Consider the following 26,621-nt stretch of genomic DNA (forward strand, 5'->3'; position numbering starts at 1 on the left):
GAATAATTCATAACTTTGTCGTTATGATTAGAAATGTTATCAATATTTTGATGGGTTGCATGTACGCATTCATCGGTGTTTTCATCATCATGAGAAATTGGTTTTTTACCGATTTAGAACCTTGGGCTGCTATGATTTTGGGCGTTTTATTTATCGTGTACGGTGCTTTTCGATTATTTAGAGCAATTCAAGCAATTCGATCCAATGAATCTTAAATCTATTTTTCTACTTGCCATTTTGGTGAGCTTTATTTCTTGTAAAAAAGAGATAGAGAAACCTGGTCATCAAAAAGGTGAAATGACCATCTACGCAGATCCTTCTAATCAAGAACTATTGGTTGCCTTAACGGATATTTATACGATGAAATATCCCGATGTGAAATTTAATTTCGTGTTCAAATCCGAAGGATTAATCATCAAAGATTTAGTGGATACCGTAGCCTCTGCAGCATTTATCAACAAACCGCTTACCAAGGAACAAACCAACTATATCGCACAAATTACCGATGTAACTCCGCGATCTACCCTATTGGCCTATGATGCCGTTGTTTTCATTACTTCTCCATCCAATTCAAAAGAATCTATTTCTTTAGAAGAAATCGAAAAAGGAATTTTAGAAGGTACTAATCAAATAATTTTCGATGACGGAAATTCAGGGAATTACAATACGGTACGAGATATTTTGAATTTAAAAATGCCCAAAGACAAATCCATCTTAGCACTTGAAAATTCTGATGCTGTGATTGATTTCGTACAAAAATCGCCACAATCTATTGGCGTTATTGGAATGAATGAAATCAGTGAAAAGGATAATCCCAAAGTCAAAGAAATTTTGAGTAAAATCAAAATTCTAAAAGTTTTGGATGAAAACAACATTCCTCAAGAACCTAGCGTTTCCAATATTTTGGCCATGAAATATCCTTTTTATAAAGGTGTATACTTTATTGTTCGCGAGCCCAATTTTGGATTAGGAAGCGGATTTTCACGTTTTGCGGGCTCCAATCAAGGACAATTAATTGTGAAAAGAGCCGGATTACAACCCAATTTCTTGTATGAGCGTCAAGTGGAAGTCAACATCCAAAGTGTCGAATAAAAATTACAATTTTCTACTTCACAACCTAAATTGTTAATACTTAGGAAGAAATTGCTGATAGATTTCATCCTAATTTAACATCCATCTTTCTTTTTTTTTGTCAATTTAACCGATCTAACTTTGAATTGACCGCATGAAAAAGAAAATTTTTGTTCTTGACACATCTGTTATCATTTATGATCATCAATCCATCATGAATTTTGATGAACATGATATCGTCATCCCCATTACAGTTTTGGAAGAATTGGATACGTTTAAAAAAGGAAACGACACCAAAAATTACGAAGCCCGAGAATTCATCCGATTTCTCGATAAAAATTCAAAAGATCATCTGATTCAGGATTGGATTCCACTTCCGGCAGAAGGAAAAGGTTCCTTTAAAATTGTCATGGAAACCAATGGCATCAAACAATCGGCTGTGGATATTTATGGTTCCAACTCCATGGACAATAAAATCTTGAATGCTTGTTTGATTGTTCAAAAAGCAGAACCCAAACGTCAAGTTATTTTGGTCACCAAAGACGTGAATCTTCGCTTGAAAGCAAAAGCACTTGGGCTACGTGCAGAAGATTATGAAACGGGGAAAGTGTTGAATATCGATAATTTACCAACTGGTATTTATAATTATGCAAATTTCGATCAAGAAATCATTGATGCTTTGTACCGTGACCATCATATTGCTTTTGAAGAATTGGAAGGTAAAATGCAACTTTCGCCTAATGCCTACTATATTTTACAAGGAAACAAATCTTCGGCTTTGGCTTATTATAATCCGTTTGAGCGACAATTGGAGCGCGTAAATAAACAAACCGTTTTCAACATCAAGCCCAAAAATGCCGAACAAGCTTTTGCCATTCATTCCATTTTAAAACCTGAAATCAAATTGGTTGCCTTGCATGGAGTAGCGGGAACAGGAAAGACTTTAATAGCCTTGGCTGCAGCTATGGCGCAGAAAAAAGAATTCAAACAAATCTATTTGGCTAGACCCATCGTTCCTTTGAGCAATAAAGACATTGGTTATCTTCCTGGCGATATCAAATCCAAAATCGACCCTTATATGCAACCACTTTGGGATAATTTGAAATTCATTCAATATCAATTTGACGAACAAGACAAGGAATACAAACAAATTAATTTGATGGTTGATCAAGAAAAATTATTGATCACACCTTTAGCTTATATCCGTGGAAGAAGTTTGTCTGATGTAATTTTTATTGTGGACGAAGCTCAAAATTTAACGCCACACGAAATCAAAACGGTCATTACACGTGCCGGACAAAACACGAAGTTCATTTTCACAGGTGACATCAAACAAATTGATACTCCTTATTTAGATGAGCAATCCAATGGGCTTTCCTATTTGGTTGACAAAGTGCAAGGGCAAAATTTATTTGCTCATATTCAATTGATTAAGGGAGAACGTAGTGAATTGGCCAATTTAGCGAACGAACTACTTTAATCATTGTTAATCCGATTGTTGAAAAAAACTGATATCCGAAAGTCTAAATTTTGGTTAAGTTAACAGATACAATTATATTTGCCCGTTAAAAAATTCTTAATAAGACACGAATCATGAAAGGAAAATGGCTTATAGCGGGTATTGCAATTATCTTAGGGATCCTTTCCATAAGACAATTAAGCTATACTTGGTACACCAATAAGGTGGAATGTGAGGCTTACGAAAATTCGAGAGATGAAGCACACGAACAGATAGTTCTAGATAGTTTAGCAAACGATACGCTAGATTTAGGAATCATCAGTTATAATTATCGTGATGCGAAAAACAAAGAAATGAAATTAGGTTTGGACCTACGTGGAGGTATCTCTGTGATCCTTCAAGTTCAGGTACGTGACCTTTTGGAGGATTTAGCTGATAAGAGCGAAAATCCAATCTTTGTTGAAGCCTTGAATTCTGCTGACATCAAACAAAGATCACAAGGAAATAGAGCTTATGTGGATATTTTCTTTGATGAATTCGAACGATTAAGAACAGAAAAAAATCAGCCTTCTTTAAAATATTCGTCTGCAGATATCTTCGGAAATCGTAAAAATGCAACGAAAATTGATTTCAACGCTTCAGATGAACAAGTAAAACAATTGATCAAAGAAGATATTGATGCAAAAATTGGAACTGCTTTTCAAGTAATTTCATCACGTATCAACCGTTTTGGAGTTGTTGAACCAGTTATTCAACGTTTAGGAAGTGAAGGTGACGGTCGTATCTTGGTAGAAATGCCAGGGGAGAAAAACAAAGATCGTATCAAAAACTTGTTACAAAGTACTGCGAAATTAGAATTCTGGAAAGTTGAAGCCAACAATCCAAATGTTATTTCTTATTTCACAACAGTTGACCCGAAATCTTTAGGAGTTTCAACAGAATTGACCAATTTGACTTCATTGATTCAACAACCAGTTGAAGGTAACTCTTTGTTCTCAGTTGCGACAAAAGATACTGCAGTATTTAACCAAGTATTGTCTTCGCCTGGATTAAAAGCTAGTTTACCATCAAACATCCGTAACTTCAAATTTGCATGGGGTAACAAACCAGTGGTTAGTCAGAATCCTGCAGTTTCAGGAAACTTATTGTCTTTATATGCTTTAAGTGGAGACTCAAGTAACAATCCTTTATTACCAGGAGAAGTTGTAGATCAAGCTACAGGTGAAAGAAACATGGGATCTATCACCAACGAACCTGTAGTAAGCATGCGAATGAATGCTGAAGGTGCGTCTAGATGGGCAAGAATTACAGAAGAAAACGTTGGGAATTCTATTGCCATCGTATTGGATAATATGGTGTATTCTGCACCAAACATCAATGAGCCAATCAAAGGAGGAAGCTCTCAAATCTCTGGTAACTTTACCTTACAAGAAGCGCAGGATTTAGCGAATATCTTACAAGCAGGTAGCTTACCAGCTTCATCGAAAATTGTACAATTAGAAGAAGTCGGACCTTCATTGGGTCAAGAAGCGATCAATAGTTCCTTGATAGCATTTACAGTGGTATTTATCATGTTATTAATTTGGATGATTTTCTACTACTCTAGAGCTGGAGTTTATGCAGATATTGCTTTAACTGTCAACATTTTATTCTTATTAGGATTAATGGTTGGATTATTTGGAGCTACTTTATCCTTGCCTGGTATCGCGGGTATCATCTTAACATTGGGTATGGCGATCGATGCGAACATTATCATCAATGAACGTGTAAAAGATGAAATGATTCATCATAACAAATCATTGAAAGAAGCTATTGGAATTGCTTATTCTTGGAAAGGTGCAATTTCTGCGATTGTCGATGCAAACGTTACGTCAATTTTGACTGCAGCCATCTTATTAATCTTTGGTAAAGGTCCAGTTCAAGGATTCGCGATTACCTTAATCATCGGTTTATCTGTATCCATGTTTACAGCAATTTTCTTAACGAAACTATTTGTAGATAATCGTTTGGAAAAAGGAAAAGATGTAAAATTCTTCACATCTATTACCAAAAATTGGTTCCAAGGATTGAATATCGATTTCATGGCAAAACGCAAAATGTTCTACACAATTTCGATTGTAGCATCTATTGCATGTATTGCTATTATCGCAGTTAGAGGATTTGATTTAGGTGTGGATTTCCAAGGTGGTAGAACTTATACCGTACGTTTTGACAAACCAGTTGATGCAAACGAAATCAGACAAAGTTTAGAGAAAACATTAATCGATGATGATGGAACTTCTGCTGCTCCAACTGTAAAGATTTTTGGTCCATCTAACCAAGTAAAAATCACAACGAAATTAAAATCAACCGAAGAATCAACCGAAGTTGACGAAGAAATCAAGAAAAAGATATACGATGGAGTAAAAGCTAACTTACCAGCTGATTTAAGTTATGCTGATTTCTCTAGTGACAAAACCGAAATTGGGGTTATGTCTGTTGTAAAAGTAGGTCCAACGATTGCTGACGATACTACAAGATCATCTGTTATTGCTGTAGTGTTAGCTTTGTTAGGGGTAGGTATTTATATCTTAGTTCGATTCAAATGGCAATTTGGTGTTGGTATCGTAGTTGCTGCATTGCACGACGTAATCATCATTTTAGGATTATTTGCTGCATTGCACGGAATTTTACCTTTCAACTTAGAAATTGACCAAGCATTCATTGCGGCAATCTTAACAGTAATTGGATATTCCATCAATGACTCGGTAATTATCTTTGACCGTATCCGTGAATATTTAGGATTATATCCAAGAATGCCATTCTATGATTTGATTAACAAAGCAACCAACAATACATTATCTCGTACGATTAACAACTCATTGAGTATGTTATTGGTTGTCGTAATCATCTTCATCTTTGGTGGAGAAACAATCAAAGGATTTATGTTTGCGATGATTGTTGGGGTTATTGTAGGTACCTATTCATCTATCTACATCTCTTCTCAAGTCATGTACGATTTGACGAAAAACAAAATCAAACGTCAACAAGATACAATTGAAGAATAATTCTTAAATAAATAATAAAATAGAAACTCCGAATTGATAATTCGGAGTTTTTATTTTTAAGTTAGTTATATTTGTACCATGAATTTGTCAGCGATTTTCCCTGCCTTTATTAGTTTTGAAGAACTTACTGTAATCCTAATTTTATCAGTACTTATTTTTGGACCAAAAAAAATTCCAGAAATTGCAAGAGGATTGGGTGAAGGCATGCGCGCCATGAAAAAGGCAACCGAAGATATCAAACGAGAAATCATGACTCCTGTAGACGAAATCAATCCTGTGAAAGACATTCAAGACACAATCGAAAAGTCAAAGGAGGAACTTACCGAAAATATCACTAACTTACCCGATCCTAAAAAGGAAATCGAAGAAACCATGGATGATTTCATAGGCCCTATAAAACGAAATTAGTGAACGAGATAATTCAATTAGACAAAGAAGCTTTTATCTATTTAAACTCTTTAGGAAATTCGACCTGGGATTGGTTTTGGATTGCAATTTCAGAACGTTCTTATTGGATTCCATTCTATTTATTTCTATTGTTTATTCTTTATCGAACCATTGGTTTAAAAAGAACTGGTTTGGTTTTGGGTTTAACTTTGTTGATGGTTTTATTCACCGACCAAATCACCAATATATTCAAAGATGGTTTTCAACGCTTACGTCCATGTTTTCATGAAGAATTTCAAGGAATCATGCGTGGTGTAGGCTGTGAACGAAGAGGGAAATTTGGTTTCACATCAGCGCATGCATCCAACCATTTTGCAATTGCGTTTTTGCTGGGATTGATTCTTAAAAATCGATTCAAATGGATTTTTCCTGTTTTGATTGTTTGGGCTTTTTTGATTTCTTATAGTCGAATTTATTTGGGAGTTCATTTTCCACTTGATGTAATTTGTGGCGGAACAATGGGAATTTTATTTGGAATCGGAATGTTCAAATTGTACCAATTTATCCTAGCAAAATATCCAGAAAAATTTGAATCCTAATTCAAATTAACCTAAAATAAAAAAGGCAAAAGAAAACGAAATTTCTTCTACCTTATTTTTTTATTCCATTATTCAATCTACTTAAGACTGTTTCTTATTTTTATTGTGTCGACGTTTCAATATTTTCAAAACATCGCGCAAGGTAAATCCTCTTGCATGGAGACTCATCAGGTAATAAAAGAAAACATCAGCAGCTTCTTCCAGAAAATTTTCGTCGCTTCCTTGTTCCGAAGCAATGACCATTTCTACTGACTCCTCGCCCATCTTTTTGGCAATTTGAGACGAACCTTTCTGATAATATCGTTTGATTTTATTTTCAGGCGCATCGGGACGTTTCCCCATTTCGATTTTCTCTTCCAATTTTTTCAGGAAAGGAAATTCTTTAAGTTTTTCAGGATTCTTCGGTGTTTCCATCAGGTTTTTCTGAGAAGTAAAAATACCAAAAAATTTGAATTCGTCTTTATGAAAATTCAAATTATAAAAAATCTCTTTATCCATTGACAAAGAGATTTCCTATAAAACATTTCATTCTTTATTTAAATTTCTTCTCGAATCCTTCGATCACTTTGCTTTTTATGAATCAAAATACGTTCATTAGAAGAAGTGTCTAATTTCTCCTTAGATTCCCAGCCAAATATTTTAAAAGTATATTCGTGCTTATCCAATAAATAATCATACGGACCTTTGGGCGAAATCAATTTTACCAAAACGGGAGCCATTTCCAAGGCAATGAATACGCCCATGATAAACAAGGAAGCTATTCCCAAAATTTTATTGGTTTTGGTCAATTCATCCAAAGCTTGCATACGAGCAGCAAAGCCAGTATATCCTTCTTCCGTTGGTTGGGCTGCGTCAAGTTCCTTTTGTTTGGTCATGCTCAATGCATCTATTTCTTTGTCCAATTGCACCAATCGAGGTTGCATTTGCGCCATATATGCATCCAATTCATCCTTTTTGGCAGATTTCAATTCCTCCTTACGTTTCGCATTGGGACCATAACCAACTTTCCCAGTAGTCGTTTCGGTTTGGGTACCTACAACTTCTTTTTCCAATTCGGCTGAAGCCAAATTGTATTCCTCACGTAAGGAATTGATACGCGTATAAATTTCATCACGTTCTTGCGTAAAACTTCCCGATAGTTGGGAATACCGTATATTGACCGAATCTTGCAAAGCGGTTTTATTTCGGTTGATAATCACATTCAATTGCTTATCGATTTCCTTTTGGAAAATTCGAAGTTCCAAAGGTTTTGCAATAACGATTCCTAATAATGCTGCTAAAATAATTCGAGGCGTAGCTGCCAAAAATTGCCGAAAGAAATTACCTGATTTTCGCATAGAAGCAACAATAAATCGATCCAAATTGAAAATCATCAATCCCCACAACAATCCAAATCCGATCGCTGCCCAAATATTATCAAAAACAGAATACAAAGCATATCCAGACGATAAAGAAGCCAAAACCGCAGTGAATAAAATAACCCCACCTATTCCAACATGTTTGTTGATTTCAGTAGGAGATTTTTCGAGCAAACCTATATGGCTACCCGAACAAATCAATAAAAATTTTTCAATCCAATTCATAAAAGGTACTTTGTTTTACCTAATAGCATAAAAATCGTGCCAAAATTTCTATCATTTCTTTATTTTTCTAAGGGTTTCATTTCCTTGAAACTACCAATTTCCTTACCTTTGGGCAACTTTAAAAATTCACATCAAAATGAGCATTATTACAGAAATTCACGCAAGACAAATTTTAGATTCTAGAGGAAATCCAACCGTAGAAGTTGATGTTGTAACAGAATCAGGTATTTTAGGAAGAGCAGCCGTTCCTTCGGGAGCTTCAACTGGAGAATATGAAGCAGTTGAATTACGTGATGGCGGGCCAGCTTTCTTAGGAAAAGGTGTTTTGCAAGCTGTACATAATGTCAATGAAATCATTGCAGAAGAATTGGTGGGAGTCAATGTTTTTGAACAAGCCTTGATTGACCAAATCATGATCGATTTAGACGGAACGGAAAACAAATCCAAATTAGGTGCAAATGCAATTTTAGGAGTTTCTCTTGCGGTTGCGCATGCTGCAGCAAACGAATTGGGATTGCCATTGTATCGTTATGTCGGTGGAACCAATGCAAAAGTTTTACCTGTTCCGATGATGAACATTATCAACGGAGGATCACACTCAGATGCGCCTATCGCATTCCAAGAATTTATGATCATGCCTGTGGTAGCTGATTCATTTTCTCACGCTTTGCAAAAAGGTGCGGAAGTTTTTCATCATTTGAAAAAAATCTTACACGATCGCAATTTATCAACGGCTGTAGGTGATGAAGGTGGATTTGCGCCAACTTTTGAAGGAACTGAAGATGCTTTGGAATCCGTAATGCAAGCAATCCGAAATGCTGGATACACGCCTGGTGAAGAAATCAAAATTGCATTGGATTGTGCTTCGTCTGAATTTCACAAAGATGGAAAATATGATTACACCAAATTTGAAGGAGAAAAAGGTGCTGTTCGTACACGTGAAGAACAAGTTGCTTACTTAAAAGAATTGACCGAAAAATATCCGATTATTTCCATCGAAGACGGAATGGATGAAAACGATTGGGAAGGTTGGAAATTATTAACCGATGCCATTGGAGACAAAGTTCAATTGGTTGGAGATGATTTGTTGGTGACCAATGTGAAAAAATTAGAAAGAGCGATTGCAGATAAAACAGCGAATTCAATTTTGATCAAAGTAAACCAAATCGGAACCTTAACAGAAACAATTGACGCAGTTCAAATGGCACAAAACGCTGGTTATACAGCTGTTATGTCGCACAGATCTGGTGAAACAGAAGATACGACGATTGCTGATTTGGCTGTGGCTTTAAACACAGGACAAATCAAAACGGGTTCCGCTTCGCGTTCAGATCGTATGGCGAAATACAATCAATTGATCAGAATTGAAGAAATTTTAGGTGATACCGCAGTTTATCCCGCGTATGCTGCCTTTAAAGTGAACAATCAGTAGATAAAAAAAATTGATAAATCTCATTTTGAAAATTGAGTGAGTTTATTGTAACTTGCTTTCCAAACTAATAGATAAAATGTCAGACGTAGCAAAATTTATTCATAACGGAAAAGAGTTGGAATTCGACGTGAATGTCGGAACAATGGACGAGAAATATGTAGACTTCTCTAACTTCCGTTCTCAATCTGGAGGAATCATCACGATGGATCCAGGATATAAAAACACAGGATCTTGTAAAAGTGCCATTACTTATTTAGATGGTGAAGAAGGAGTCTTGATGTATAGAGGATATCCAATTGAACAGTTAGCTGAAAAATCAAATTTCGAAGAAGTAATGTACCTTTTGTTAAAAGGAGAATTACCAACTGCGGAGCAAGCGAAAAAGTTCAAATCGGACATAAATGAATACGATGTTGTTTCGGAAGATGTAACAAAAATTTTGAATGCTTTCCCAAGTACTGCCCACCCAATGGGTGTTTTGTCAACTTTGACTTCTTCATTGACAGCTTTCAATCCGAAAGCGGTTAATGTAAAATCAGAAGAAGACATGTACCGTGCAGCTGTTACTTTGTTAGCGAAATTCCCTGTGTTAGCAGCTTGGACTTTACGCAAAATGAAAGGATTGCCATTGAACTATTCGGATAGCAAATTAGGCTATGTAGAAAACTTCTACAGCATGATGTTCAAACAACCGAACAAAGAGTTGGAAATGGACCCAATCGTAATCGATGCATTGGACAAATTATTAATCTTACATGCTGACCACGAACAAAACTGTTCTACGTCAACTGTACGTTTGGTAGGTTCTGCTCATACAGGTTTGTTCGCTTCTATTTCTTCTGGTGTTTCTGCACTTTGGGGACCACTTCATGGTGGAGCAAACCAAGAAGTTGTCGAAATGTTGGAAAGAATCCAAGAAGACGGAGGAAACGTTCAAAAATGGGTGGACAAAGCAAAAGACAAAAACGATGATTTCCGTTTGATGGGATTCGGACATAGAGTGTACAAAAACTTTGACCCAAGAGCACGTATCATCAAAAAAGCAGCAGATCAAATTTTGGATAAATTAGGAATTCAAGATCCTGCATTGGATATCGCGAAAAAATTGGAACAAGCAGCTTTGGAAGACGAATACTTCGTATCAAGAAAATTGTATCCAAACGTAGATTTCTATTCAGGAATCATCTACAAAGCATTGGGTATCCCAACAGAAATGTTTACTGTAATGTTTGCAGTAGGTCGTTTACCAGGTTGGATTTCTCAATGGATCGAAATGCGTACGAACAATGAACCAATTGGTCGTCCACGTCAAATCTATGTTGGGGAACCAAAAAGAGATTATATCGATTTAGGTAATAGATAATGAGATAATCATCTACAATACTAAGAGGTTTTTCTTCCGAGAGAAACCTCTTTTTTTTGGCTTCAAAATTATCTAATAAGTCATAATTTCCAACAATCCGTCTTTCCCTCTACTTCCATATAATTTAACGACTTCTTCTGACTTTTTCACCACAATGTTTTGGATGTTTAATGTTAGAAGGAATTCCTTTAATGAATTATACTCTTTATTATAAAAGTTTACTGGATTTCGGTTTACATTAATCATGGGAAATTTACCAATTTCTCCTTTTGATTCATAATAATGAATGAACTTATCAAGGTCGTAAACCTTTTGACCCTTTTCATTTAAATGAAAATAAGATTGGGTTTCAATATTCATTTTATACTCATAAATGAATTCCCAATATTTTTTTGACCAATTTCCAGTATCCCAAATTTCTTTCTTAGTATTTACTATTTGCTCTATTCTCGGATGATTCTCTTCATTTTGAATTAAAATTCGCATTAAAAAATCCAAATCAAATGGATATTTAACGATTTCCATTTTCATTAGTAATTCATTTTCAAATTCGTTTAAATCAAAATTCTCTTGAATTACAACCAAAAAATTCAATAAATCATGACTCGTTAATTGCGAAATATTCTTTTGAACAGATTCCTTATAATCCTTTTCAGAAACAGATTTTATATAAGATAAAATCTCAATCCAAAGTTGATTATTGATACCTTGGTCTAAACTGAATTCTTCTGGATGATTTGTGGCAAATCTAAAATCTTGAGGTGAATTAAATCCTTTGATTAAATTCGGGAAATTTTCCTTTTTGTGTAGAAATTTCTTCTTGAAATAATTTTGACTAATCACTTTATTTTCCGTCCACAAACTATTTAGCAATTCATCATATTCCTCACAATTGGCATATTGTAAAATTTCAAAATAGGTTTTCAAAGTTGTATCAAACATATTGTCCGTCTGAGAATTCCTATATTTCCCGAGTAATTCGACTGCTTTGGTTTTCGATTCCGAATGGCAATTTTTAATCAGGAAATTTACTTCCAGACTATCCTTCATGATAATTTGTTGTGCAAAACATGAAATTGGGACCAAAAACAGTAAAAAGCTTTTTTTCATTTGGTTAAGATAAAAAATTTGAAGCTCATTTACTAATTAGAAATAACCAATGTTTTGCCATTCTACTGAGCTAAAATCAATCAAATATTTTACTTTTGTTATTCATGCATAGTAATAAATCATATGACGATAGAAGAATTCAAATCAAACTTAAGCCTACCCATTATCGCATCACCCATGTTCATTGTTTCGGGTACGAAATTGGTAATTGAATGTTGTAAAAACGGGATTGTTGGAACCTTTCCAGCATTGAACGGACGAACTTCCGAAGATTTCGAAAAGATGCTCATCGAAATCACTTCGGAATTAGAGAAATTCGAAAAAGAAACAGGCAAAAAGCCGGCTCCATTTGGTGTCAATATCATTGTTAACCATACCAATCCTCGTGTATTGCCCGATTTGCAAATCTGTGCGAAATACCAAGTTCCTCTGATCATCACTTCATTAGGAGCTGTAAAAGAAATCGTAGATGCGGTTCATGGTTGGGGCGGATTGATTTTCCACGATGTAGTAAAAAAACGACATGCAGAAAAGGCTGCTGAAGCAGGAGTTGATGGAATCATTTGTGTATCAGCTGGCGCTGGTGGACATGCCGGAACTGCTCATCCGTTTGCATTATTAGCAGAAATCAAAAGTTTCTTCAAGGGGCAAATCATCATGGCAGGAAGCATTAATACCGGAAAAGAAGTTTTGGCTGCGCAAATTTTGGGCGCTGATTTCGCCTATATGGGAACTCGATTTATTGCTACGCAAGAATGTTTGGCTTCAGATGAATACAAACAAATGATTGTAGATTCAGGTATTTCAGATGTAACCTATACAGCTGGAGTTTCGGGAGTCCCTGCGAACTTTTTGACCAAAAGCATCGAAAAAGCAGGAATTGATGTTAACGAAAAGAAAACAGAAGATTTCTCCAAATTAACAGGTGAACATGCCAAAGCTTGGAAAGATATTTGGTCTGCAGGCCATGGTGTAGCAGAAATTCATTCCATTCCAACGGTTGAAGAATTGGTGGAGGAAATCAAAATGGATTACAAAAACGCTTGGAATCAAGCAAAAAACCTACAAAACAATCTCAGTTTTTAATGATGAAAACCACAAACGACTTACTCAATCATATTGAATTACGTCAAGAATCTGAAACAATTTTTGAAGGAACCAGTTTAACCGTTGGAAGCAAAAATGTCTTTGGAGGACAGGTTATGGCTCAAGCCTTAAATGCTGCCTACCGAACAGTTGGAGCAGATCGTATTTGCCATTCCCTTCATGGCTATTTTATTTTGCCTGGAGATCTTGAAAAACCTATAACTTTCAAAGTTCAATTGGTGCGAGATGGCGGAAGTTTCACCACGCGTTATGTTACAGCCGAGCAAGAAAACAAATCGATCTTTGTATTGGCAGCATCTTTTCAAGTGAAAGAAGAAGGTTACGAATTTCAAGGGGATATGCCAGAAGTACCTCATCCTGATACTTTGTTGAGTTGGGAAGATATTTACCAGCAAACCAAAGACTTTTTACCAGCAAGTTTTACGCATTTCTTAAGTTTAGATAGACCCATACAATTCAAACCTACAGTTATCAATAATCCGATGGAGAAAAAGGACTTACCTCCTACTTCCAATGTTTGGTTTAAATTCAAAGAAGTTCCAAAGGATTTGAGCATCCAGCATTTTCAAGAAATTTTGGCCTATAGTTCTGATTATAATATTTTGCCAACTTCCTTGCATCCGCACGCTTCTCAAGCCCATTTTGGCAATACCATGATGGCAAGTTTGGACCATGCGATGTGGTTTCATCGTGAACCAAAAGATTTTTCTGATTGGTTTTTGTATAGTATTGATGTCCCGAGCACGTCCAATGCTCGTGGATTGACAAGAGGTAGAATTTTCAGTAGTGATGGAAGTTTGATCGCTTCTGTTGCACAAGAAGGATTGATTCGAAAATTAGAAAAATAACCATAAAAAAATCCCGAGAAATTCAATTGAATATCTCGGGATTTCAGTATCAATTATTGAATGGATATTATTTTATTTCCATTGAAGTTTTCAAATGATAGGCTTCAATAATTTCAGCCATCGGATAATTAAACCAATCCGTTTGTTTTTTGATTTTTCGATCTTTATCCAATTCCAAAACAATAACAAATTTTGTCCCAGCGATTTCTCTACCATTGTAGGTGTACGGCATCGTAATTCCTTTTCCAATAATAGTAGAATCCGAAGTTAAAATTTCATCAACGTGAATGGTTTCTGGATTTTCATAGATGAAATTGGGATCTTTCCACCCATAAAATTCCTCATACAAAAAACGAGAATTATCGGTTTCCGATTCAAATACAATGTTTTCATATTCAAATTTGTCTGCATAAAATGAAACCATTTTATCTACTTCTTTACGTTTCGAATAGGTATCAAAAAAACGTAATGCCAATTCGTTATTGGGATTTCCCTGATTGGATTGACAGGAAAAAAGCATTAAAACGAAACTAACCAATAATAATTTTCTCATTAGTTTGGAATTCGTTTTAAATATTCTTCAGGTTCAGGATATGTCATACTATCAGAAAGTGCAACCCAAGTTTCATTGTCGGAAAACCCATAGTATTTTACAGAAACTTTTCCTGATTTTGGTTCCAATTCAATCACAGTTCCATCGTCAACTTTGCTCCAATTTCCTTGTGATCTACTTGAACCTTCCGTAATTTCGAAGGTATCACCATTTAATTTCAATTGGACATCTTTCCCCTTGATTTTCCCTTTAAACGTACCTTCGTACTCAATTTGATCTTGGTTGATTTGAGAATTTTCTTCTAGGATTTCTACTTGTTCTTGCGTTAAATCTCCTTCCTGGACCTCCTCTTTTCCTCCACAAGAGACCAATAAAAGGCCTACAAAAACAGGTACTAATAATTTTCTCATATGTTTTTTACTTTAATTTTCAACGAAAAATTAAGTTAATTAGTATATTATTTCTTGACAAAATTTTCAACATCTTCTTTTGAAACCGGATTTCCTCCCAATATTAAAAGACGTTCCACAATGTTGCGAAGTTCACGAATATTTCCCGTCCAATCGTAATCTTCCAAAACTTTGATGGCTTCTGGTGAAAATTCCTTTTCAATCAATCCAGAAGATTCGGCAATCTGAGGAACAAAATGTTTCACCAAAATTCCAATGTCTTCTTTTCGGTTATTTAAGCTCGGAACTTCAATTACGATGACTGCTAAACGATGGTATAAATCTTCGCGGAAACGTCCTTCCGCAATTTCATTTCGAAGATCTTTATTGGTCGCCGCAATCACTCGAACATCTACTTTAATTTCTTTATCACCTCCAACACGCGTAATTTTTCCTTCTTGCAAGGCTCGTAAAACTTTGGCCTGTGCAGGTAAACTCATGTCTCCAATTTCATCTAGAAAAATCGTTCCACCATTGGCCAATTCAAATTTCCCTTCACTGTCTTTATGTGCTCCAGTAAAAGATCCTTTCACATGCCCAAACAATGAACTTTCAATCAATTCCGAAGGAATCGCCGCACAATTGACTTCAATCAATGGCATACGATTTCTTGAACTTTTCTCATGAATGTGATGTGCCACCAATTCTTTTCCAGAACCATTGGGACCTAAAATCAAAACACGTGCATCGGTATCGGCTACCTTGTCGATAATCTCACGGATGGTTCCTAAACTTTCCGACTGCCCAACCATTTCATATTGTTTGGCAACTTTGCGTTTTAAGGCTTTGTTTTCTGATGTTAATTCTTTGTTTTTGGTTACTAGTTTCTTTTTATCGACAGCATTTCGAACTGTACTTAAGAAACGGTTCAAATCGGGTGGTTTGGAAATATAATCAAATGCTCCTTTTTTGATACAATCTACAGCGGTTTCAATATCGCCATGACCTGAAATCATCAAAAAAGGCAAATCGGGATGAATGTCCAAAGCTTCTGTCAAAACCTGAACGCCATCCTTTTTCGGCATTTTAATATCGCTAATGACCAAATCAAAATCCATTTCTTTGATTTTTTTCAGCCCTTCTTCTCCATCTTCCGCTACTTCAACTTCGTAACTTTTATCCTCGTCCAACAAAATGTTTTTGATCACATTTCGAATGGCTGTTTCATCTTCTATGATTAATATTTTAGGCATTTTTGATTTTTTAGAATTTCAAATATAATGGCAATAAACGAATTAAAAAATTAGCAATTTTTATTTCTTGAATATAAAATAAACGGCCAAAATTAAAAATACAAATCCTATGACATGGTTGAGTCGTAAACTTTCGTTTTTGAATACCAAAAGGGTAAAAATTGTAAAAACCACCAAAGTAATGACTTCTTGTATCACTTTCAATTGCCACAACGTAAACGGACCACCATTTTCCACAAATCCAATTTTGTTGGCTGGAATCATCGCCATGTATTCAAACAAGGCTATACTCCAACTAAACAAGATAATTTTGATCAAACTCATATTGGAAAACCAAGAATAATCCTTCAGTTTTAAGTGGCCGTACCAAGCAAATGTCATGAAAATATTGGATACGATTAGCAATCCAATGGTGTAATAAATTTTCATAGATTTTCTTTTATTCTCACAAAAATAAAGGGAAATATTGTCAAATAAAAAACTCCCATTTCTGGGAGTTTTATGTATTTTAAAAATTAATTTTTTAAACAAATGGTAATTTCACCACTTCGGCCAACACATTTTTATCACGGATTTGGATACGAATGTTGGTTCCTACTTTTGCAAAATCTGTTGCCACATAACCCATTCCAATTCCTTCTTTTAGCATTGGAGATTGAGTTCCGGAGGTAACCACTCCCAAAGTATTTTCATAGTCATCAACGATTTTGTAATCATGACGAGGAATTCCTTTTTCAACCATTTTAAATCCGACTAATTTACGACTAACACCTTCTGCTTTTTGCTTTTCCAAGATGTCTTTTGCCATGAAGTCTTTGTCAAATTTAGTAATCCATCCCAATCCTGCTTCCAATGGTGAAGTTTCGTCGTTGATGTCATTTCCATACAAACAATATCCTTTTTCCAAACGTAAAGTATCACGAGATGCTAACCCACAAGGTTCAATTCCAAAAGAAGCACCTACTTCCATCACTTTGTTCCAGATTTGGGTTGCAAATTCATTTGGAAAATAGATTTCAAATCCACCTGATCCAGTATAACCGGTTGCAGAAATGATGGTATTGGGAACACCTGCAAATTCCGCTACTTCGAAATGATAAAAAGGAATTTCAGCTAAATTTACATCTGTTAAAGATTGCATCGCTTCGATGGCTTTTGGACCTTGGATTGCCAACAAAGAGAAATCATCTGATTTATTTTCCAATTGAACATCCCATTTGTTTTGTTGATTGATCCAATTCCAATCTTTGTCAATGTTTGCTGCATTCACAACAAGCATCCATTGGTCATCTGACATTTTGTAAATAATCAAATCATCTACAATTCCGCCTTTTTCGTTCGGCATACAGGTATATTGAGCTTGTCCAATTTTTACTTTTGAAGCATCGTTTGTCCCAATAAATTGTAATAATTTTTCGACTTCAGGACCTTTTGCGAAAAATTGGCCCATATGACTTACGTCAAAAACGCCTACTCCTTCGCGGACAACCATATGTTCATGATTAACACCTGCATATTGAACAGGCATTTCAAAACCTGCATACGGTACCATTTTGGCACCTAAATCTTTATGAATTTGATTAAAGGCTGTAATTTTCATAGATACTTCTTAAAATGATGAGTGCAAATTTAAGAAATAAGACAAGGAAAGAAAATTATCAGTCTATGATTTTCTGGTGCATCGCAAAAAGCACCAAACCCACTCTACTTTTGACGTTTAATTTGTCAAAAAGAACTTGACGATATCCATCAATGGTTTTTGGACTTAGACACATTTCGTCGGCAATTTCTTTGTAGGTTAATTCGGTACAAACCAATTTCAGAAATTTGATTTCTTGTTCTTTCAATTCGCCAAATGGTTTTTGAACTTTAGCGTTAACACTATGCAATAATGCATTGCTGACCAATTCGCTATGGTAAAATCCCGATTCGATGGATGTATCCAAGGCCAATTTTAAATTTTGTGGCGTTGTATTTTTTAGTAAATATCCATTGGCTCCATTTCGAACTGCTTTGATGATGTTCAATTCATCATCGTTCATAGAGAGAATAAGGACTTTCAACTTGGGTTGATTGATTTTGATCCAATCCAAAGTTTCAAATCCATCCATGATGGGCATATTTAAGTCCAAAAGAACAATTTCGGGTTGTTCTTCAGATTCTTTTAATTTTTCAATAAAATCTTTTCCATTTTCTGCTCGGAAAATTACTTCGTATCCTTCAAAATTATTGACCATATCCTCCAAGGCACCTGTAAACAATAAGTGATCATCGACTATGGCTATTTTATGAGACATCATCTGTATTTTTTTTACGGTAGTGAATTTCGATTTGAGTTCCTTCGTTGATTTTGGACTCTAATGTAAGAAAAGCTCCGATAAGTTTGGCTCTATTTTTCATATTTAAAAGACCTGTACCTTTCACTTCTGTTCCATCAAATCCAACACCATTGTCTTTCACCTTTATAAATAGATCTCTTCCTTTGTAGGTAAATTGCACATGAATTTTGGTTGCGCGAGCATGTTTTAAGGAATTGGAGAAAAATTCTTGAATGATTCGTAAAAGGATGAGCTCCTTCTCATCTGATATTGAAAAAGGGGTTCCTTCAATATCCAATTTGGCTTCTAAAAAGTTCAATCGCTCAAATCGAGCCAATTCTAATTCGGTCGATTTTAACAAACCTACGTTTTTGATGTAATCGGTATTTAAAGCTTTGGACAAGTTACGAACTTCAGAAATTGCCGTTTGAATCAAGTCTTGGAGTTCTTCCACATTGGGCCGCAATTCAACTGGGGCTGCATTGTGGATTTTAAAACTGTATAAATTTAAAGTAGAAAGGATTTGCCCAACATTGTCGTGAATTTCCCAAGAAATATTTTTCAAGGTTTGTTCTTTGATTTCAATGGTCGTTTTGGCAATTTCTTTTTGGTATTGGGCTCTTCTCTTTTGATACAAAATCATAAAACCTATGATGATGATACAGAATACCAAAAAGGTTACCGATGCCGATATGATTAATAAGTAAATTTCTTTTTGGACCATACAAAACCAGTTATCAAAACCAAATGGGATAAAACCAAAGCGAAAAATAAAACGTAAAAGATACTGAATCTAAATTCTCCTAAAATATTTCCCCAATTGGATATTGAAAATAAAGGTAAGGAAGTTGTATTGAAAAGCAATAGACTGAATGCATACCAAAACAATAAATTGTAGGTTAAACTTTTCATATTTTCAATTTCAAGCATTTGCTTAAATACCATAAATAGAAAATAAAATAGAATAATCATACCAGCTACATAACCAAATGAGGATGTTTCTCCCCAAAAATCATTTAAGCCGATAAAAAATGTGGAAATATAAAATATATTGAATAATAAAATTAATATCTTCCCTATCTTCAATTCTAGATTTTTTAGATACTGAACAAAGATTAACATGCACATATTGATTTGAAACCAATTCAATATATTATAAATCCAAACATTATTAATCTGATAAAAATTAGAACAGTATAATTCGGTTAATGCCACTACACCTAAATAAATGGGCATAATTTTCATAGGAGTATGCCTATACTTAAATAAATAAATCAAACTCAACACAAATGTGATGAGTTGTAAATAAACTCCAATATATTTAAAAATCTGAATCATTAAAAATTAAATTACACCCATTCAAAACGTTATGGACAAACGTTTGGACAACTAAAAATATTGTTTCCAATACCACTTCCTTTGTCGCGTTTGCTTGTATCACCATTTGCTGAATTTAGTGAATCTGTTGTTGTTGGTTCGTTCAATAATTGACTCAATTTCATTGGCTTCCCATCTGCCGAATTCATAGGGTCAAAAGTTGTATTTTTATTGGTAGCAGTATCCATATAAGTTGGAGCATACATTAAAGTCAATTCATAATCTTCATTTCCTTTATTTGCCATTCCTGGTCTACCTTCCTTTTTTTGGGTATAAATAAAATCAATACCTGTTACTTCAATGTTTTTCTTTGAAGACTCTTCTTTTACATAAGCTATGTATTGCTCTAATTCATCAATTGAAATCCAAGTACGTAAGGCATATTGATCTGCATTTACTCCAGGATGAGCTACTTTATAATTGTTCAATTGCTTTTTAGCATCTTCAACTGAAATCAAATTAGTAGGTAATTGTACAGGATCAGTATTCGCAATTCTTTGAGCATTTGTCACTTCAACATTCTCTTCACCAGAATTTCCTTCTGTTGCTTTGGAACAGGATATCATAAGTGATAGAACTGCCAAGAATAAGATAAAAATTTGTTTTTTCATTTTTTTACAAGTTTTATGTATTGAGACAGCGAAAGTAATTTATTCTAGTTGTTTTAACAATAGATAGCAAGAAGATAAATTAGTTTATTAACTCTAAATCAATTTTATAACCGATCACTTGAATGAAAAAACAGGAAAAATCCTCCAATTTTCAGGAAAAATACCAAGTCTTTCTAAATTTTTTATTCGCTAAAGGTTTGTGTAATTTTGTCTCATGAAATTTAATTTACTTTGGACTCTCCTATTGGTTCTTTCTTGTCAAACTACTCCCCAATTTCACGACTTGCGAAATGGTGATTTATTATTTATTGGAGAAAGTACGGGAAATTTATCCAAGGCGATTTCAGAAGTTACGCAGACTCATAAAAAGACAAATTATTCTCACATGGGAATTATTGAGAAAGAAGGTTCAACCTATTGGTTTTTACATTCCAATCCCAAAAATGGAACGGAAAGAATTCCATTGGAAGAGTATATTTCAACAGAAAAAAAACATTCTTCTCAAATTGATGTATACCGAATTAAGTCAGATCAAGAAGTAGACATTACTTCAGCTATTGATGAAGCGAAAACACTGTTGGGAAAACCCTATAATTTCACCTATATTTTATCAGATTCCGCCTATTATTGTTCAGATTTTGTCTACAAGGCTTTTTCCAAAGATTCAATATTCAAATTGAACCCCATGACCTTCAAAAACCATGGTGAAACGGAATTTCATCAAGGATGGATTGATTATTATCAAAAGTGGAATCTAGAAATTCCGGAAGGCGAATTGGGATGTAATCCAAATGGTATGGCTTCATCAGAAAAACTGATAAAAGTTGGAACATTGTAAATAAGGTTTGCCTTATCTTTGCAGCCAGGAAATGGAGTCTTCCTTTTACCGCCTTATGCAGATGGCTCTTGCTCATATTTTGAAATTTCCATGATGGAGTTTAGTAGAAATTTAATAATCGTTGGATTGGGAGGTGGATTAGGAAGCATGGCTCGCTATGGAGTAGGAATCTTTTGTTCAAACTATTTTCCCCAAATTTTCCCTTACGGAACATTTCTCGTCAATGTACTTGGGTGTTTATTAATGGGATTTTTTTATGGAATTTTGGCTAAACATTCTGTTCTCCAAAACGATTTGCAACTTTTCCTACTAGTAGGAATTTGTGGAGGATTCACAACTTTTTCAAGTTTCTCGTTGGAGAATTTACAATTGCTACAAAACTTAAATTATAGTGGATTTTTCCTCTACTCTATTGGTAGTTTTCTATTGGGAATTTTAGCAATTTGGGGAGGACTAACTTTAACAAAATTGATATAAAAAATGAAATTTAACCCTTGGCACCACGTAACAGTTGGTGAAGAACAACCCAACGTTGTTCAAGCAATCATAGAAATTCCGCAAGGAAGTAAGGCAAAATACGAATTGGACAAAGCATCTGGTATGTTGAAATTGGATAGAGTTTTGTTCTCTTCTGTTTCTTATCCGCACAACTATGGATTCATTCCTCAAACTTTGGGTGAAGACAATGACCCATTGGATATCATTGTAATTTGCCAAATTGATGTAGATCCAATGTGTATCATTGATGCGAAAGTAATTGGTGTTTTGCGTATGGTCGACAATGGTGAAGGTGATGATAAAATTATTGCAGTTGCTCAAAATGACATGAGTGTAAACCACATCAATGACGTATCTGAATTACCTCCACACTTAACTGTCGAGTTGCAAAACTTCTTTGAAGACTACAAAAAATTAGAAAATAAAGTGGTTGTGGTTGAGGATTTCCAAAATGCAGAGATTGCACGTGAAATCGTTTCTAAATCCATTAAAAATTACAACGAAAACTACGAACAAATCAAAAAAGATTACAAACGTAATTAATCAGATTTTTATAGAATACAAAAGGATGAAGTTGACTTCATCCTTTTTTTTATCTTAATTTCCAGAATACTCAACGAAATTTCGCGGAGTTTCATAGAGCGTTACTTTCAAATCCAAATGCGATTCCAATCTTGCGCGAATTCGATTCCAAATCACCACCGAAATATTTTCTACGGTTGGATTGAGTGATTGAAATTCTCTTACTTCCACATTGAGATTTTTGTGATCCAAATAATCTTCAACCTCTTCCAAAATAAATGTTTTTAAATCATCCAAATTCATCACAAATCCCGTTTCTGGATTGATTTCTCCTGTAACCGAAACAATCAATTCATAATTATGTCCATGATAGTTAGGGTTGGAACATTTCCCGAAAACTTCAAAGTTCTTGGTATCATCCCAATTCGGATGAAACAAACGATGCGCAGCATTGAAATGCGCTTTTCGACTAATGGTGACTCTCATGCGAAAGTTGTGTTAAATATTCTGCTAAAATAATTTTAAACCAAACGGTATACAGTTCAGGTTGTGCTTTGACATCCTCGATTAATTCTTGCATAGAAATCCATTTATAAGCATGTACTTCTTCTGGATTGATGTTGATTTCTCCCGAATAATTCCCAACAAAAACATGGTCCAATTCGTGTTCAAAAAGTTGGTCGCCTAATTGTGCTTTGTAGATAAAATGAAATTTGGGTTCAATTTCACATACAAAACCCATTTCTTCTTCTAACCTTCTCAAAGCAGCTTCTTGATAAGTTTCATTTTCTCTCGGATGGCTACAACAGGTATTGGTCCATAACAAAGGCGAATGGTATTTATGCGCAGCACGTTGCTGCAATAAAAGTTCACCCTGTTCATTGAAAACAAATACCGAAAACGCCCGATGCAACAATCCCGCAACATGCGCTTGCTGCTTTTCCATTAATCCCAATTGATTGTCTTGTTCATCAATCAGCACCACAAATTCTTCCATAAAAGCAAAGTTAGAATAATTCAATTAGTTTCCTTAGGATTTCTAGGATTGTTTCTGCTATGCATACCAAAACAAAAAATACTTTACAGATAAAAAATCAATGGCATATCCTTTGAAATAACAGATCGAAGTTCGAATCCATTTTATTGCATTCTTACTTATATTAAACGATTTAGGGGATTTCAAGGCGAATTTAGATGGGAATTATCTGACATTCGCTAAGAAATTTACTGACATAATTACAGAAACACAAACCATGAATATAGACAACTTGTCATTAGAACAAATTATGGGTGAAGAAATTGAATTAATTCCTTTGATGAATGAGGAAGATGAAAAGAAATTTAAAAAACAAGCAATTCCTGAAGTTCTGCCCATTCTCTCGTTAAAAAACACGGTTTTATTTCCAGGTGTTGTCATTCCGATTACAGCTGGTAGAAATAAATCCATCAAACTGCTTGAAGAGGCATACAAAGAAAATCAAATTATAGGCGTTGTAGCACAAAAGAACGCCAAAATGGACGTTCCAGAGCCAAAAGACATTCATGAAATTGGTACAGTTGCCAAAATCATGAAAATGTTGAAAATGCCGGACGGAAATACCACCGTGATTTTGCAAGGTGTCAAACGATTCAGTTGGATTGAAATGTTGCAAACGGAACCTTATTTTCGTGGAACCATTCAAAAATTGGAAGATAAAAAACCAGGTGGTAAGAACAAAGAATTTCAAGCGATCATTGATTCTGTCAAGGATATGGCTTTGAAAATTGTAGAAATCAATCCTGCGCTACCTTCTGAAGCTGGTATGGCGATTAATAACATTGAAAGTCCGTCTTTCTTGGTCAACTTCATTTGTTCCAATTTGAATTTATCGATTCAAGAAAAACAAACCTTATTGGAATTTGACAACTTACGCGATCGAGCAACGGAAGTTTTGCGTTTGATGGATGTTGAATTGCAGAAATTGGAATTGAAAAATACCATTCAATCCAAAGTTCGTCAAGATTTAGACCAACAACAGAAAGAATATTTCTTGTATCAGCAGATGAAAACCATCCAAGAAGAATTAGGTGGATCTTCTTCTGAAACCGAAATTGAAGATATGCGTCAACGTTCGAAATCCAAAAATTGGAGCGAAGAAACACGCAAACATTTCGACAAAGAAATCAATCGTTTGATGCGATTAAATCCGCAAATGCCCGAACATAGCATTCAACGAAATTATTTGGAATTTATGTTGGATTTGCCTTGGAACGAATTTACCAAAGATGATTTCGATTTGAAAAACGCGCAAAAAATTCTAGACCGTGACCATTTCGGATTGGAAGATATCAAAGACAGAATCATCGAGTATTTGGCAGTTTTGAAATTAAAAGGTGATATGAAATCACCGATTATTTGTTTATACGGCCCTCCAGGTGTTGGAAAAACTTCCTTAGGGAAATCAGTTGCGGAAGCATTAGGAAGAAAATACATCAGAATGTCTTTGGGTGGATTGCACGATGAATCGGAAATCAGAGGACACCGTAAAACCTATATTGGTGCAATGCCAGGTCGTATTTTACAATCGATCAAAAAAGCAGGAAGCGCGAATCCCGTTTTCATTTTAGATGAAATTGACAAAATGGGAAGAAGCAACCATGGAGATCCTTCTTCTGCTATGTTGGAAGTTTTAGACCCTGAACAAAACAATTCCTTTTACGATAATTATTTGGAACAAGGATTTGATCTGAGCAAAGTCTTTTTCATTGCGACTGCCAATAACATTTCAGACATCCCGATGCCTCTTCGAGATCGTATGGAAATGATCAATATTGCAGGTTATACCATCGAAGAAAAAGTTGAAATCGCTTATAAATTCTTACTACCAAAACAATTGAAAGAACATGGATTGAAAAAAACCGATTTGTCAATTGCTAAGAAAGAATTGGAATTTTTAGTTGAAACCTATACCCGAGAATCAGGTGTTCGTAATTTGGATCAACAAATTGCAAAAGTAGTACGAAGCATTGCAAAAAAAGTTGCAATGGAGGAAGAATACAACAAGAAATTGAATGTTGAGGCGATTCAAGAAATTTTAGGACCAGGTCGTATCAATGATAAATACGAAAACAATGATGTTGCTGGAGTTGTAACAGGTTTGGCTTGGACCAGAGTGGGAGGAGATATTTTATTCATCGAATCCATTTTATCCAAAGCCAAAAACGGAACCTTATCCATTACTGGAAATTTGGGTACCGTAATGAAAGAATCGGCTAGAATTGCGTTGGAATACATCAAATCACACGCTGAAGAATTAGGAATCAATCAGGAAGTATTTGAGAAATACAATGTTCACATCCACGTTCCAGAAGGTGCAACTCCAAAAGATGGACCTTCGGCTGGTATTACGATGTTGACTTCTTTGGTTTCTTCTTTCACACAGCGAAAAGTAAAAGCCAATATTGCGATGACTGGTGAAATCACCTTGCGCGGAAAAGTTTTGGGTGTTGGTGGTATCAAAGAGAAAATTTTGGCAGCGAAACGCGCCAACATTAAGGAAATCATTTTGAGTGAAGAAAACCGAAAAGATATTGCAGAAATTAAACCCGATTATATCAAAGGTTTAAAATTCCATTATGTCACGGAAATGATGGATGTATTGCAAATTGCCTTATTGAAACAAAAAGTAAAAGGAGCGAAAGTTCTGTAAACCAAATACACATAATAAAATAAAGGACCTGAGATGGTCCTTTTTTATGTATGTAAATTATATTTTAGGCTTTCACCTTAAAACTCCACGTAAAAAAGAATTCTGCAACTTGATCGCCTTTCTCATCAATCCCAATACTTCGCATTTTCAAAACTTGCCCTTTTTTGGTCGCAATTGCTTTTTCCAAAACCGCATCCAACTCGGCTCCTTGTTCACAAGTAAAAACAATTTTCCCAACTGCTTTTTTTGTAAAATTCGCTTCGAGGCCAACGACCAACATCGATATTTTCTGACCTGATTTCTGAATTTTGTCTATGCATAAAATCCCCGTAGAAAATTCGGCTGCCATCCCTTGAACCGCCCAAAACATACTACGAAATGGATTTTGATTAAGCCATCCGTATTTCACAAAAATTTGGGCTTTATGTTGATCAAAATGATACAGTTTCAATCCCGCAATTTTAGCAATCGGAATTTTAAACAACAACATTTTATTAAACAAACTTCTCGTCATAATCTTTATCAATTGAATCATCAAATATAAATCTCAACATCTGATTTTCCTTA

Annotated in this window: 28 protein-coding genes; 14 read left to right on the plus strand and 14 right to left on the minus strand. The window is 35.0% G+C overall.

The window, feature by feature from the left end; all coding sequences use genetic code 11:
• Nucleotides 1–23 precede the first annotated feature (23 nt).
• From ABID46_RS04005 to ABID46_RS04030, 6 genes are all read left to right on the plus strand, one after another.
• Complete coding sequence (locus ABID46_RS04005) at nucleotides 24–215, plus strand: C4-dicarboxylate ABC transporter (protein ID WP_354507308.1); 192 nt, start codon at nucleotides 24–26, stop codon at nucleotides 213–215.
• Complete coding sequence (locus ABID46_RS04010) at nucleotides 205–1,092, plus strand: PstS family phosphate ABC transporter substrate-binding protein (protein ID WP_354507310.1); 888 nt, start codon at nucleotides 205–207, stop codon at nucleotides 1,090–1,092. Before ABID46_RS04005 ends, ABID46_RS04010 begins: the two co-directional genes overlap by 11 nt.
• A 133-nt stretch (nucleotides 1,093–1,225) precedes the next feature.
• Entirely contained in the window at nucleotides 1,226–2,551 is a 1,326-nt protein-coding gene (locus ABID46_RS04015) for a PhoH family protein (RefSeq protein ID WP_354507312.1), read from the plus strand.
• Nucleotides 2,552–2,664: 113 nt separating this feature from the next.
• Complete coding sequence (secD, locus tag ABID46_RS04020; protein ID WP_354507314.1) at nucleotides 2,665–5,577, plus strand: protein translocase subunit SecD; 2,913 nt, start codon at nucleotides 2,665–2,667, stop codon at nucleotides 5,575–5,577.
• A gap of 84 nt (nucleotides 5,578–5,661) precedes the next feature.
• Nucleotides 5,662–5,985 (plus strand): Sec-independent protein translocase subunit TatA/TatB, encoded by a 324-nt coding sequence (locus ABID46_RS04025; protein ID WP_354507316.1) that lies wholly within the window; start codon nucleotides 5,662–5,664, stop codon nucleotides 5,983–5,985.
• Nucleotides 5,985–6,563 carry a phosphatase PAP2 family protein gene (locus ABID46_RS04030; protein WP_354507318.1) on the plus strand — a complete coding sequence of 193 codons (579 nt, stop codon included), beginning with the start codon at nucleotides 5,985–5,987 and terminating at the stop codon, nucleotides 6,561–6,563. Before ABID46_RS04025 ends, ABID46_RS04030 begins: the two co-directional genes overlap by 1 nt.
• Nucleotides 6,564–6,644: 81 nt before the next feature.
• Here ABID46_RS04030 and hisE read toward each other — a convergent pair whose 3' ends face one another.
• Both hisE and ABID46_RS04040 read right to left on the minus strand, forming a co-directional pair.
• A complete protein-coding gene (gene hisE, locus ABID46_RS04035; protein ID WP_354507320.1) occupies nucleotides 6,645–7,061 on the minus strand; it encodes a phosphoribosyl-ATP diphosphatase in 417 nt (138 codons plus the stop codon).
• A 38-nt stretch (nucleotides 7,062–7,099) separates the two neighbouring features.
• Complete coding sequence (locus tag ABID46_RS04040; RefSeq protein WP_354507322.1) at nucleotides 7,100–8,146, minus strand: DUF4407 domain-containing protein; 1,047 nt, start codon at nucleotides 8,144–8,146, stop codon at nucleotides 7,100–7,102.
• Between the two features lie 136 nt (nucleotides 8,147–8,282).
• On the opposite strand from ABID46_RS04040, the gene eno reads away from it, so the two are divergent.
• The gene (gene eno, locus ABID46_RS04045) at nucleotides 8,283–9,578 is read left to right on the plus strand and encodes a phosphopyruvate hydratase (protein ID WP_354507324.1); all 1,296 of its coding nucleotides are present in this window, start codon (nucleotides 8,283–8,285) and stop codon (nucleotides 9,576–9,578) included.
• Between the two features lie 76 nt (nucleotides 9,579–9,654).
• Nucleotides 9,655–10,941 (plus strand): citrate synthase, encoded by a 1,287-nt coding sequence (locus ABID46_RS04050; protein ID WP_354507326.1) that lies wholly within the window; start codon nucleotides 9,655–9,657, stop codon nucleotides 10,939–10,941.
• Nucleotides 10,942–11,013: 72 nt separating this feature from the next.
• Here the strand turns inward: ABID46_RS04050 and ABID46_RS04055 are convergent, their stop codons facing one another.
• Nucleotides 11,014–11,991 (minus strand): hypothetical protein, encoded by a 978-nt coding sequence (locus ABID46_RS04055; RefSeq protein WP_354507328.1) that lies wholly within the window; start codon nucleotides 11,989–11,991, stop codon nucleotides 11,014–11,016.
• 183 nt (nucleotides 11,992–12,174) lie between these two features.
• Between ABID46_RS04055 and ABID46_RS04060 the strand changes: the two genes are divergently transcribed.
• Together ABID46_RS04060 and ABID46_RS04065 are read left to right on the plus strand one after the other, a co-directional pair.
• On the plus strand, nucleotides 12,175–13,137 hold the full coding sequence (locus tag ABID46_RS04060) for an NAD(P)H-dependent flavin oxidoreductase (protein ID WP_354507330.1): 963 nt from the start codon (nucleotides 12,175–12,177) through the stop codon (nucleotides 13,135–13,137).
• Nucleotides 13,137–14,006 (plus strand): acyl-CoA thioesterase, encoded by an 870-nt coding sequence (locus ABID46_RS04065; protein ID WP_354507332.1) that lies wholly within the window; start codon nucleotides 13,137–13,139, stop codon nucleotides 14,004–14,006. The genes ABID46_RS04060 and ABID46_RS04065 overlap by 1 nt, the downstream gene beginning before the upstream one ends.
• A gap of 67 nt (nucleotides 14,007–14,073) precedes the next feature.
• Here the strand turns inward: ABID46_RS04065 and ABID46_RS04070 are convergent, their stop codons facing one another.
• The 8 genes from ABID46_RS04070 to ABID46_RS04105 all read right to left on the minus strand — a co-directional run bounded on the left by ABID46_RS04070 (nucleotide 14,074) and on the right by ABID46_RS04105 (nucleotide 20,507).
• Entirely contained in the window at nucleotides 14,074–14,559 is a 486-nt protein-coding gene (locus ABID46_RS04070) for a hypothetical protein (protein ID WP_354507334.1), read from the minus strand.
• Nucleotides 14,559–14,969 (minus strand): hypothetical protein, encoded by a 411-nt coding sequence (locus ABID46_RS04075; protein ID WP_354507336.1) that lies wholly within the window; start codon nucleotides 14,967–14,969, stop codon nucleotides 14,559–14,561. The genes ABID46_RS04070 and ABID46_RS04075 overlap by 1 nt, the downstream gene beginning before the upstream one ends.
• Before the next feature lie 47 nt (nucleotides 14,970–15,016).
• The gene (locus ABID46_RS04080; RefSeq protein ID WP_354507338.1) at nucleotides 15,017–16,201 is read right to left on the minus strand and encodes a sigma-54-dependent transcriptional regulator; all 1,185 of its coding nucleotides are present in this window, start codon (nucleotides 16,199–16,201) and stop codon (nucleotides 15,017–15,019) included.
• Between the two features lie 60 nt (nucleotides 16,202–16,261).
• Entirely contained in the window at nucleotides 16,262–16,630 is a 369-nt protein-coding gene (locus ABID46_RS04085) for a DMT family protein (protein WP_354507340.1), read from the minus strand.
• A gap of 94 nt (nucleotides 16,631–16,724) precedes the next feature.
• Nucleotides 16,725–17,801 (minus strand): glycine cleavage system aminomethyltransferase GcvT, encoded by a 1,077-nt coding sequence (gene gcvT / locus ABID46_RS04090; RefSeq protein WP_354507342.1) that lies wholly within the window; start codon nucleotides 17,799–17,801, stop codon nucleotides 16,725–16,727.
• A gap of 58 nt (nucleotides 17,802–17,859) precedes the next feature.
• Entirely contained in the window at nucleotides 17,860–18,501 is a 642-nt protein-coding gene (locus tag ABID46_RS04095) for a response regulator (RefSeq protein ID WP_354507344.1), read from the minus strand.
• On the minus strand, nucleotides 18,488–19,243 hold the full coding sequence (locus ABID46_RS04100; protein WP_354507346.1) for a sensor histidine kinase: 756 nt from the start codon (nucleotides 19,241–19,243) through the stop codon (nucleotides 18,488–18,490). The genes ABID46_RS04095 and ABID46_RS04100 overlap by 14 nt, the downstream gene beginning before the upstream one ends.
• Nucleotides 19,244–19,886: 643 nt before the next feature.
• On the minus strand, nucleotides 19,887–20,507 hold the full coding sequence (locus ABID46_RS04105; protein ID WP_354507348.1) for a hypothetical protein: 621 nt from the start codon (nucleotides 20,505–20,507) through the stop codon (nucleotides 19,887–19,889).
• A 214-nt stretch (nucleotides 20,508–20,721) separates the two neighbouring features.
• On the opposite strand from ABID46_RS04105, the gene ABID46_RS04110 reads away from it, so the two are divergent.
• From ABID46_RS04110 to ABID46_RS04120, 3 genes are all read left to right on the plus strand, one after another.
• A complete protein-coding gene (locus ABID46_RS04110; RefSeq protein ID WP_354507350.1) occupies nucleotides 20,722–21,345 on the plus strand; it encodes a YiiX/YebB-like N1pC/P60 family cysteine hydrolase in 624 nt (207 codons plus the stop codon).
• A 93-nt stretch (nucleotides 21,346–21,438) separates the two neighbouring features.
• Complete coding sequence (gene crcB, locus ABID46_RS04115) at nucleotides 21,439–21,822, plus strand: fluoride efflux transporter CrcB (RefSeq protein WP_354507352.1); 384 nt, start codon at nucleotides 21,439–21,441, stop codon at nucleotides 21,820–21,822.
• Between the two features lie 3 nt (nucleotides 21,823–21,825).
• Nucleotides 21,826–22,386: an inorganic diphosphatase gene (locus ABID46_RS04120; RefSeq protein ID WP_354507354.1), complete on the plus strand. Its 561-nt coding sequence runs from the start codon at nucleotides 21,826–21,828 to the stop codon at nucleotides 22,384–22,386.
• 54 nt (nucleotides 22,387–22,440) lie between these two features.
• On the opposite strand, the gene ABID46_RS04125 is transcribed toward ABID46_RS04120, so the two are convergent.
• Nucleotides 22,441–22,851, minus strand: coding sequence for a 6-pyruvoyl trahydropterin synthase family protein (locus ABID46_RS04125; protein WP_354507356.1), 411 nt, complete (start codon nucleotides 22,849–22,851; stop codon nucleotides 22,441–22,443).
• Nucleotides 22,835–23,362, minus strand: a complete 528-nt coding sequence (gene idi / locus ABID46_RS04130; RefSeq protein WP_354507358.1) for an isopentenyl-diphosphate Delta-isomerase — start codon at nucleotides 23,360–23,362, stop codon at nucleotides 22,835–22,837. Before idi ends, ABID46_RS04125 begins: the two co-directional genes overlap by 17 nt.
• Before the next feature lie 256 nt (nucleotides 23,363–23,618).
• On the opposite strand from idi, the gene lon reads away from it, so the two are divergent.
• Nucleotides 23,619–26,054, plus strand: a complete 2,436-nt coding sequence (gene lon, locus ABID46_RS04135; protein WP_354507360.1) for an endopeptidase La — start codon at nucleotides 23,619–23,621, stop codon at nucleotides 26,052–26,054.
• Between the two features lie 64 nt (nucleotides 26,055–26,118).
• On the opposite strand, the gene ABID46_RS04140 is transcribed toward lon, so the two are convergent.
• Nucleotides 26,119–26,589 carry a DUF4442 domain-containing protein gene (locus ABID46_RS04140; protein WP_354507362.1) on the minus strand — a complete coding sequence of 157 codons (471 nt, stop codon included), beginning with the start codon at nucleotides 26,587–26,589 and terminating at the stop codon, nucleotides 26,119–26,121.
• Between the last annotated feature and the right edge of the window lie 32 nt (nucleotides 26,590–26,621).

This window comes from Moheibacter stercoris, assembly GCF_040545805.1.
GTDB lineage: Bacteria > Bacteroidota > Bacteroidia > Flavobacteriales > Weeksellaceae > Moheibacter > Moheibacter stercoris.

What these genes read in the sequence shown, in the direction of transcription:
- ABID46_RS04005 (WP_354507308.1), top strand. Translation starts at nt 24, where the DNA reads ATGATTAGAAATGTTATCAATATTTTGATGGGTTGCATGTACGCATTC.
- ABID46_RS04010 (WP_354507310.1), top strand. Translation starts at nt 205, where the DNA reads ATGAATCTTAAATCTATTTTTCTACTTGCCATTTTGGTGAGCTTTATT.
- ABID46_RS04015 (WP_354507312.1), top strand. Translation starts at nt 1,226, where the DNA reads ATGAAAAAGAAAATTTTTGTTCTTGACACATCTGTTATCATTTATGAT.
- secD (WP_354507314.1), top strand. Translation starts at nt 2,665, where the DNA reads ATGAAAGGAAAATGGCTTATAGCGGGTATTGCAATTATCTTAGGGATC.
- hisE (WP_354507320.1), bottom strand. Translation starts at nt 7,061, where the DNA reads ATGGATAAAGAGATTTTTTATAATTTGAATTTTCATAAAGACGAATTC.
- ABID46_RS04040 (WP_354507322.1), bottom strand. Translation starts at nt 8,146, where the DNA reads ATGAATTGGATTGAAAAATTTTTATTGATTTGTTCGGGTAGCCATATA.
- eno (WP_354507324.1), top strand. Translation starts at nt 8,283, where the DNA reads ATGAGCATTATTACAGAAATTCACGCAAGACAAATTTTAGATTCTAGA.
- ABID46_RS04050 (WP_354507326.1), top strand. Translation starts at nt 9,655, where the DNA reads ATGTCAGACGTAGCAAAATTTATTCATAACGGAAAAGAGTTGGAATTC.
- ABID46_RS04055 (WP_354507328.1), bottom strand. Translation starts at nt 11,991, where the DNA reads ATGAAGGATAGTCTGGAAGTAAATTTCCTGATTAAAAATTGCCATTCG.
- ABID46_RS04060 (WP_354507330.1), top strand. Translation starts at nt 12,175, where the DNA reads ATGACGATAGAAGAATTCAAATCAAACTTAAGCCTACCCATTATCGCA.
- ABID46_RS04065 (WP_354507332.1), top strand. Translation starts at nt 13,137, where the DNA reads ATGATGAAAACCACAAACGACTTACTCAATCATATTGAATTACGTCAA.
- ABID46_RS04070 (WP_354507334.1), bottom strand. Translation starts at nt 14,559, where the DNA reads ATGAGAAAATTATTATTGGTTAGTTTCGTTTTAATGCTTTTTTCCTGT.
- ABID46_RS04075 (WP_354507336.1), bottom strand. Translation starts at nt 14,969, where the DNA reads ATGAGAAAATTATTAGTACCTGTTTTTGTAGGCCTTTTATTGGTCTCT.
- ABID46_RS04080 (WP_354507338.1), bottom strand. Translation starts at nt 16,201, where the DNA reads ATGCCTAAAATATTAATCATAGAAGATGAAACAGCCATTCGAAATGTG.
- ABID46_RS04085 (WP_354507340.1), bottom strand. Translation starts at nt 16,630, where the DNA reads ATGAAAATTTATTACACCATTGGATTGCTAATCGTATCCAATATTTTC.
- gcvT (WP_354507342.1), bottom strand. Translation starts at nt 17,801, where the DNA reads ATGAAAATTACAGCCTTTAATCAAATTCATAAAGATTTAGGTGCCAAA.
- ABID46_RS04095 (WP_354507344.1), bottom strand. Translation starts at nt 18,501, where the DNA reads ATGATGTCTCATAAAATAGCCATAGTCGATGATCACTTATTGTTTACA.
- ABID46_RS04100 (WP_354507346.1), bottom strand. Translation starts at nt 19,243, where the DNA reads ATGGTCCAAAAAGAAATTTACTTATTAATCATATCGGCATCGGTAACC.
- ABID46_RS04105 (WP_354507348.1), bottom strand. Translation starts at nt 20,507, where the DNA reads ATGAAAAAACAAATTTTTATCTTATTCTTGGCAGTTCTATCACTTATG.
- ABID46_RS04110 (WP_354507350.1), top strand. Translation starts at nt 20,722, where the DNA reads ATGAAATTTAATTTACTTTGGACTCTCCTATTGGTTCTTTCTTGTCAA.
- crcB (WP_354507352.1), top strand. Translation starts at nt 21,439, where the DNA reads ATGGAGTTTAGTAGAAATTTAATAATCGTTGGATTGGGAGGTGGATTA.
- ABID46_RS04120 (WP_354507354.1), top strand. Translation starts at nt 21,826, where the DNA reads ATGAAATTTAACCCTTGGCACCACGTAACAGTTGGTGAAGAACAACCC.
- ABID46_RS04125 (WP_354507356.1), bottom strand. Translation starts at nt 22,851, where the DNA reads ATGAGAGTCACCATTAGTCGAAAAGCGCATTTCAATGCTGCGCATCGT.
- idi (WP_354507358.1), bottom strand. Translation starts at nt 23,362, where the DNA reads ATGGAAGAATTTGTGGTGCTGATTGATGAACAAGACAATCAATTGGGA.
- lon (WP_354507360.1), top strand. Translation starts at nt 23,619, where the DNA reads ATGAATATAGACAACTTGTCATTAGAACAAATTATGGGTGAAGAAATT.
- ABID46_RS04140 (WP_354507362.1), bottom strand. Translation starts at nt 26,589, where the DNA reads ATGATTCAATTGATAAAGATTATGACGAGAAGTTTGTTTAATAAAATG.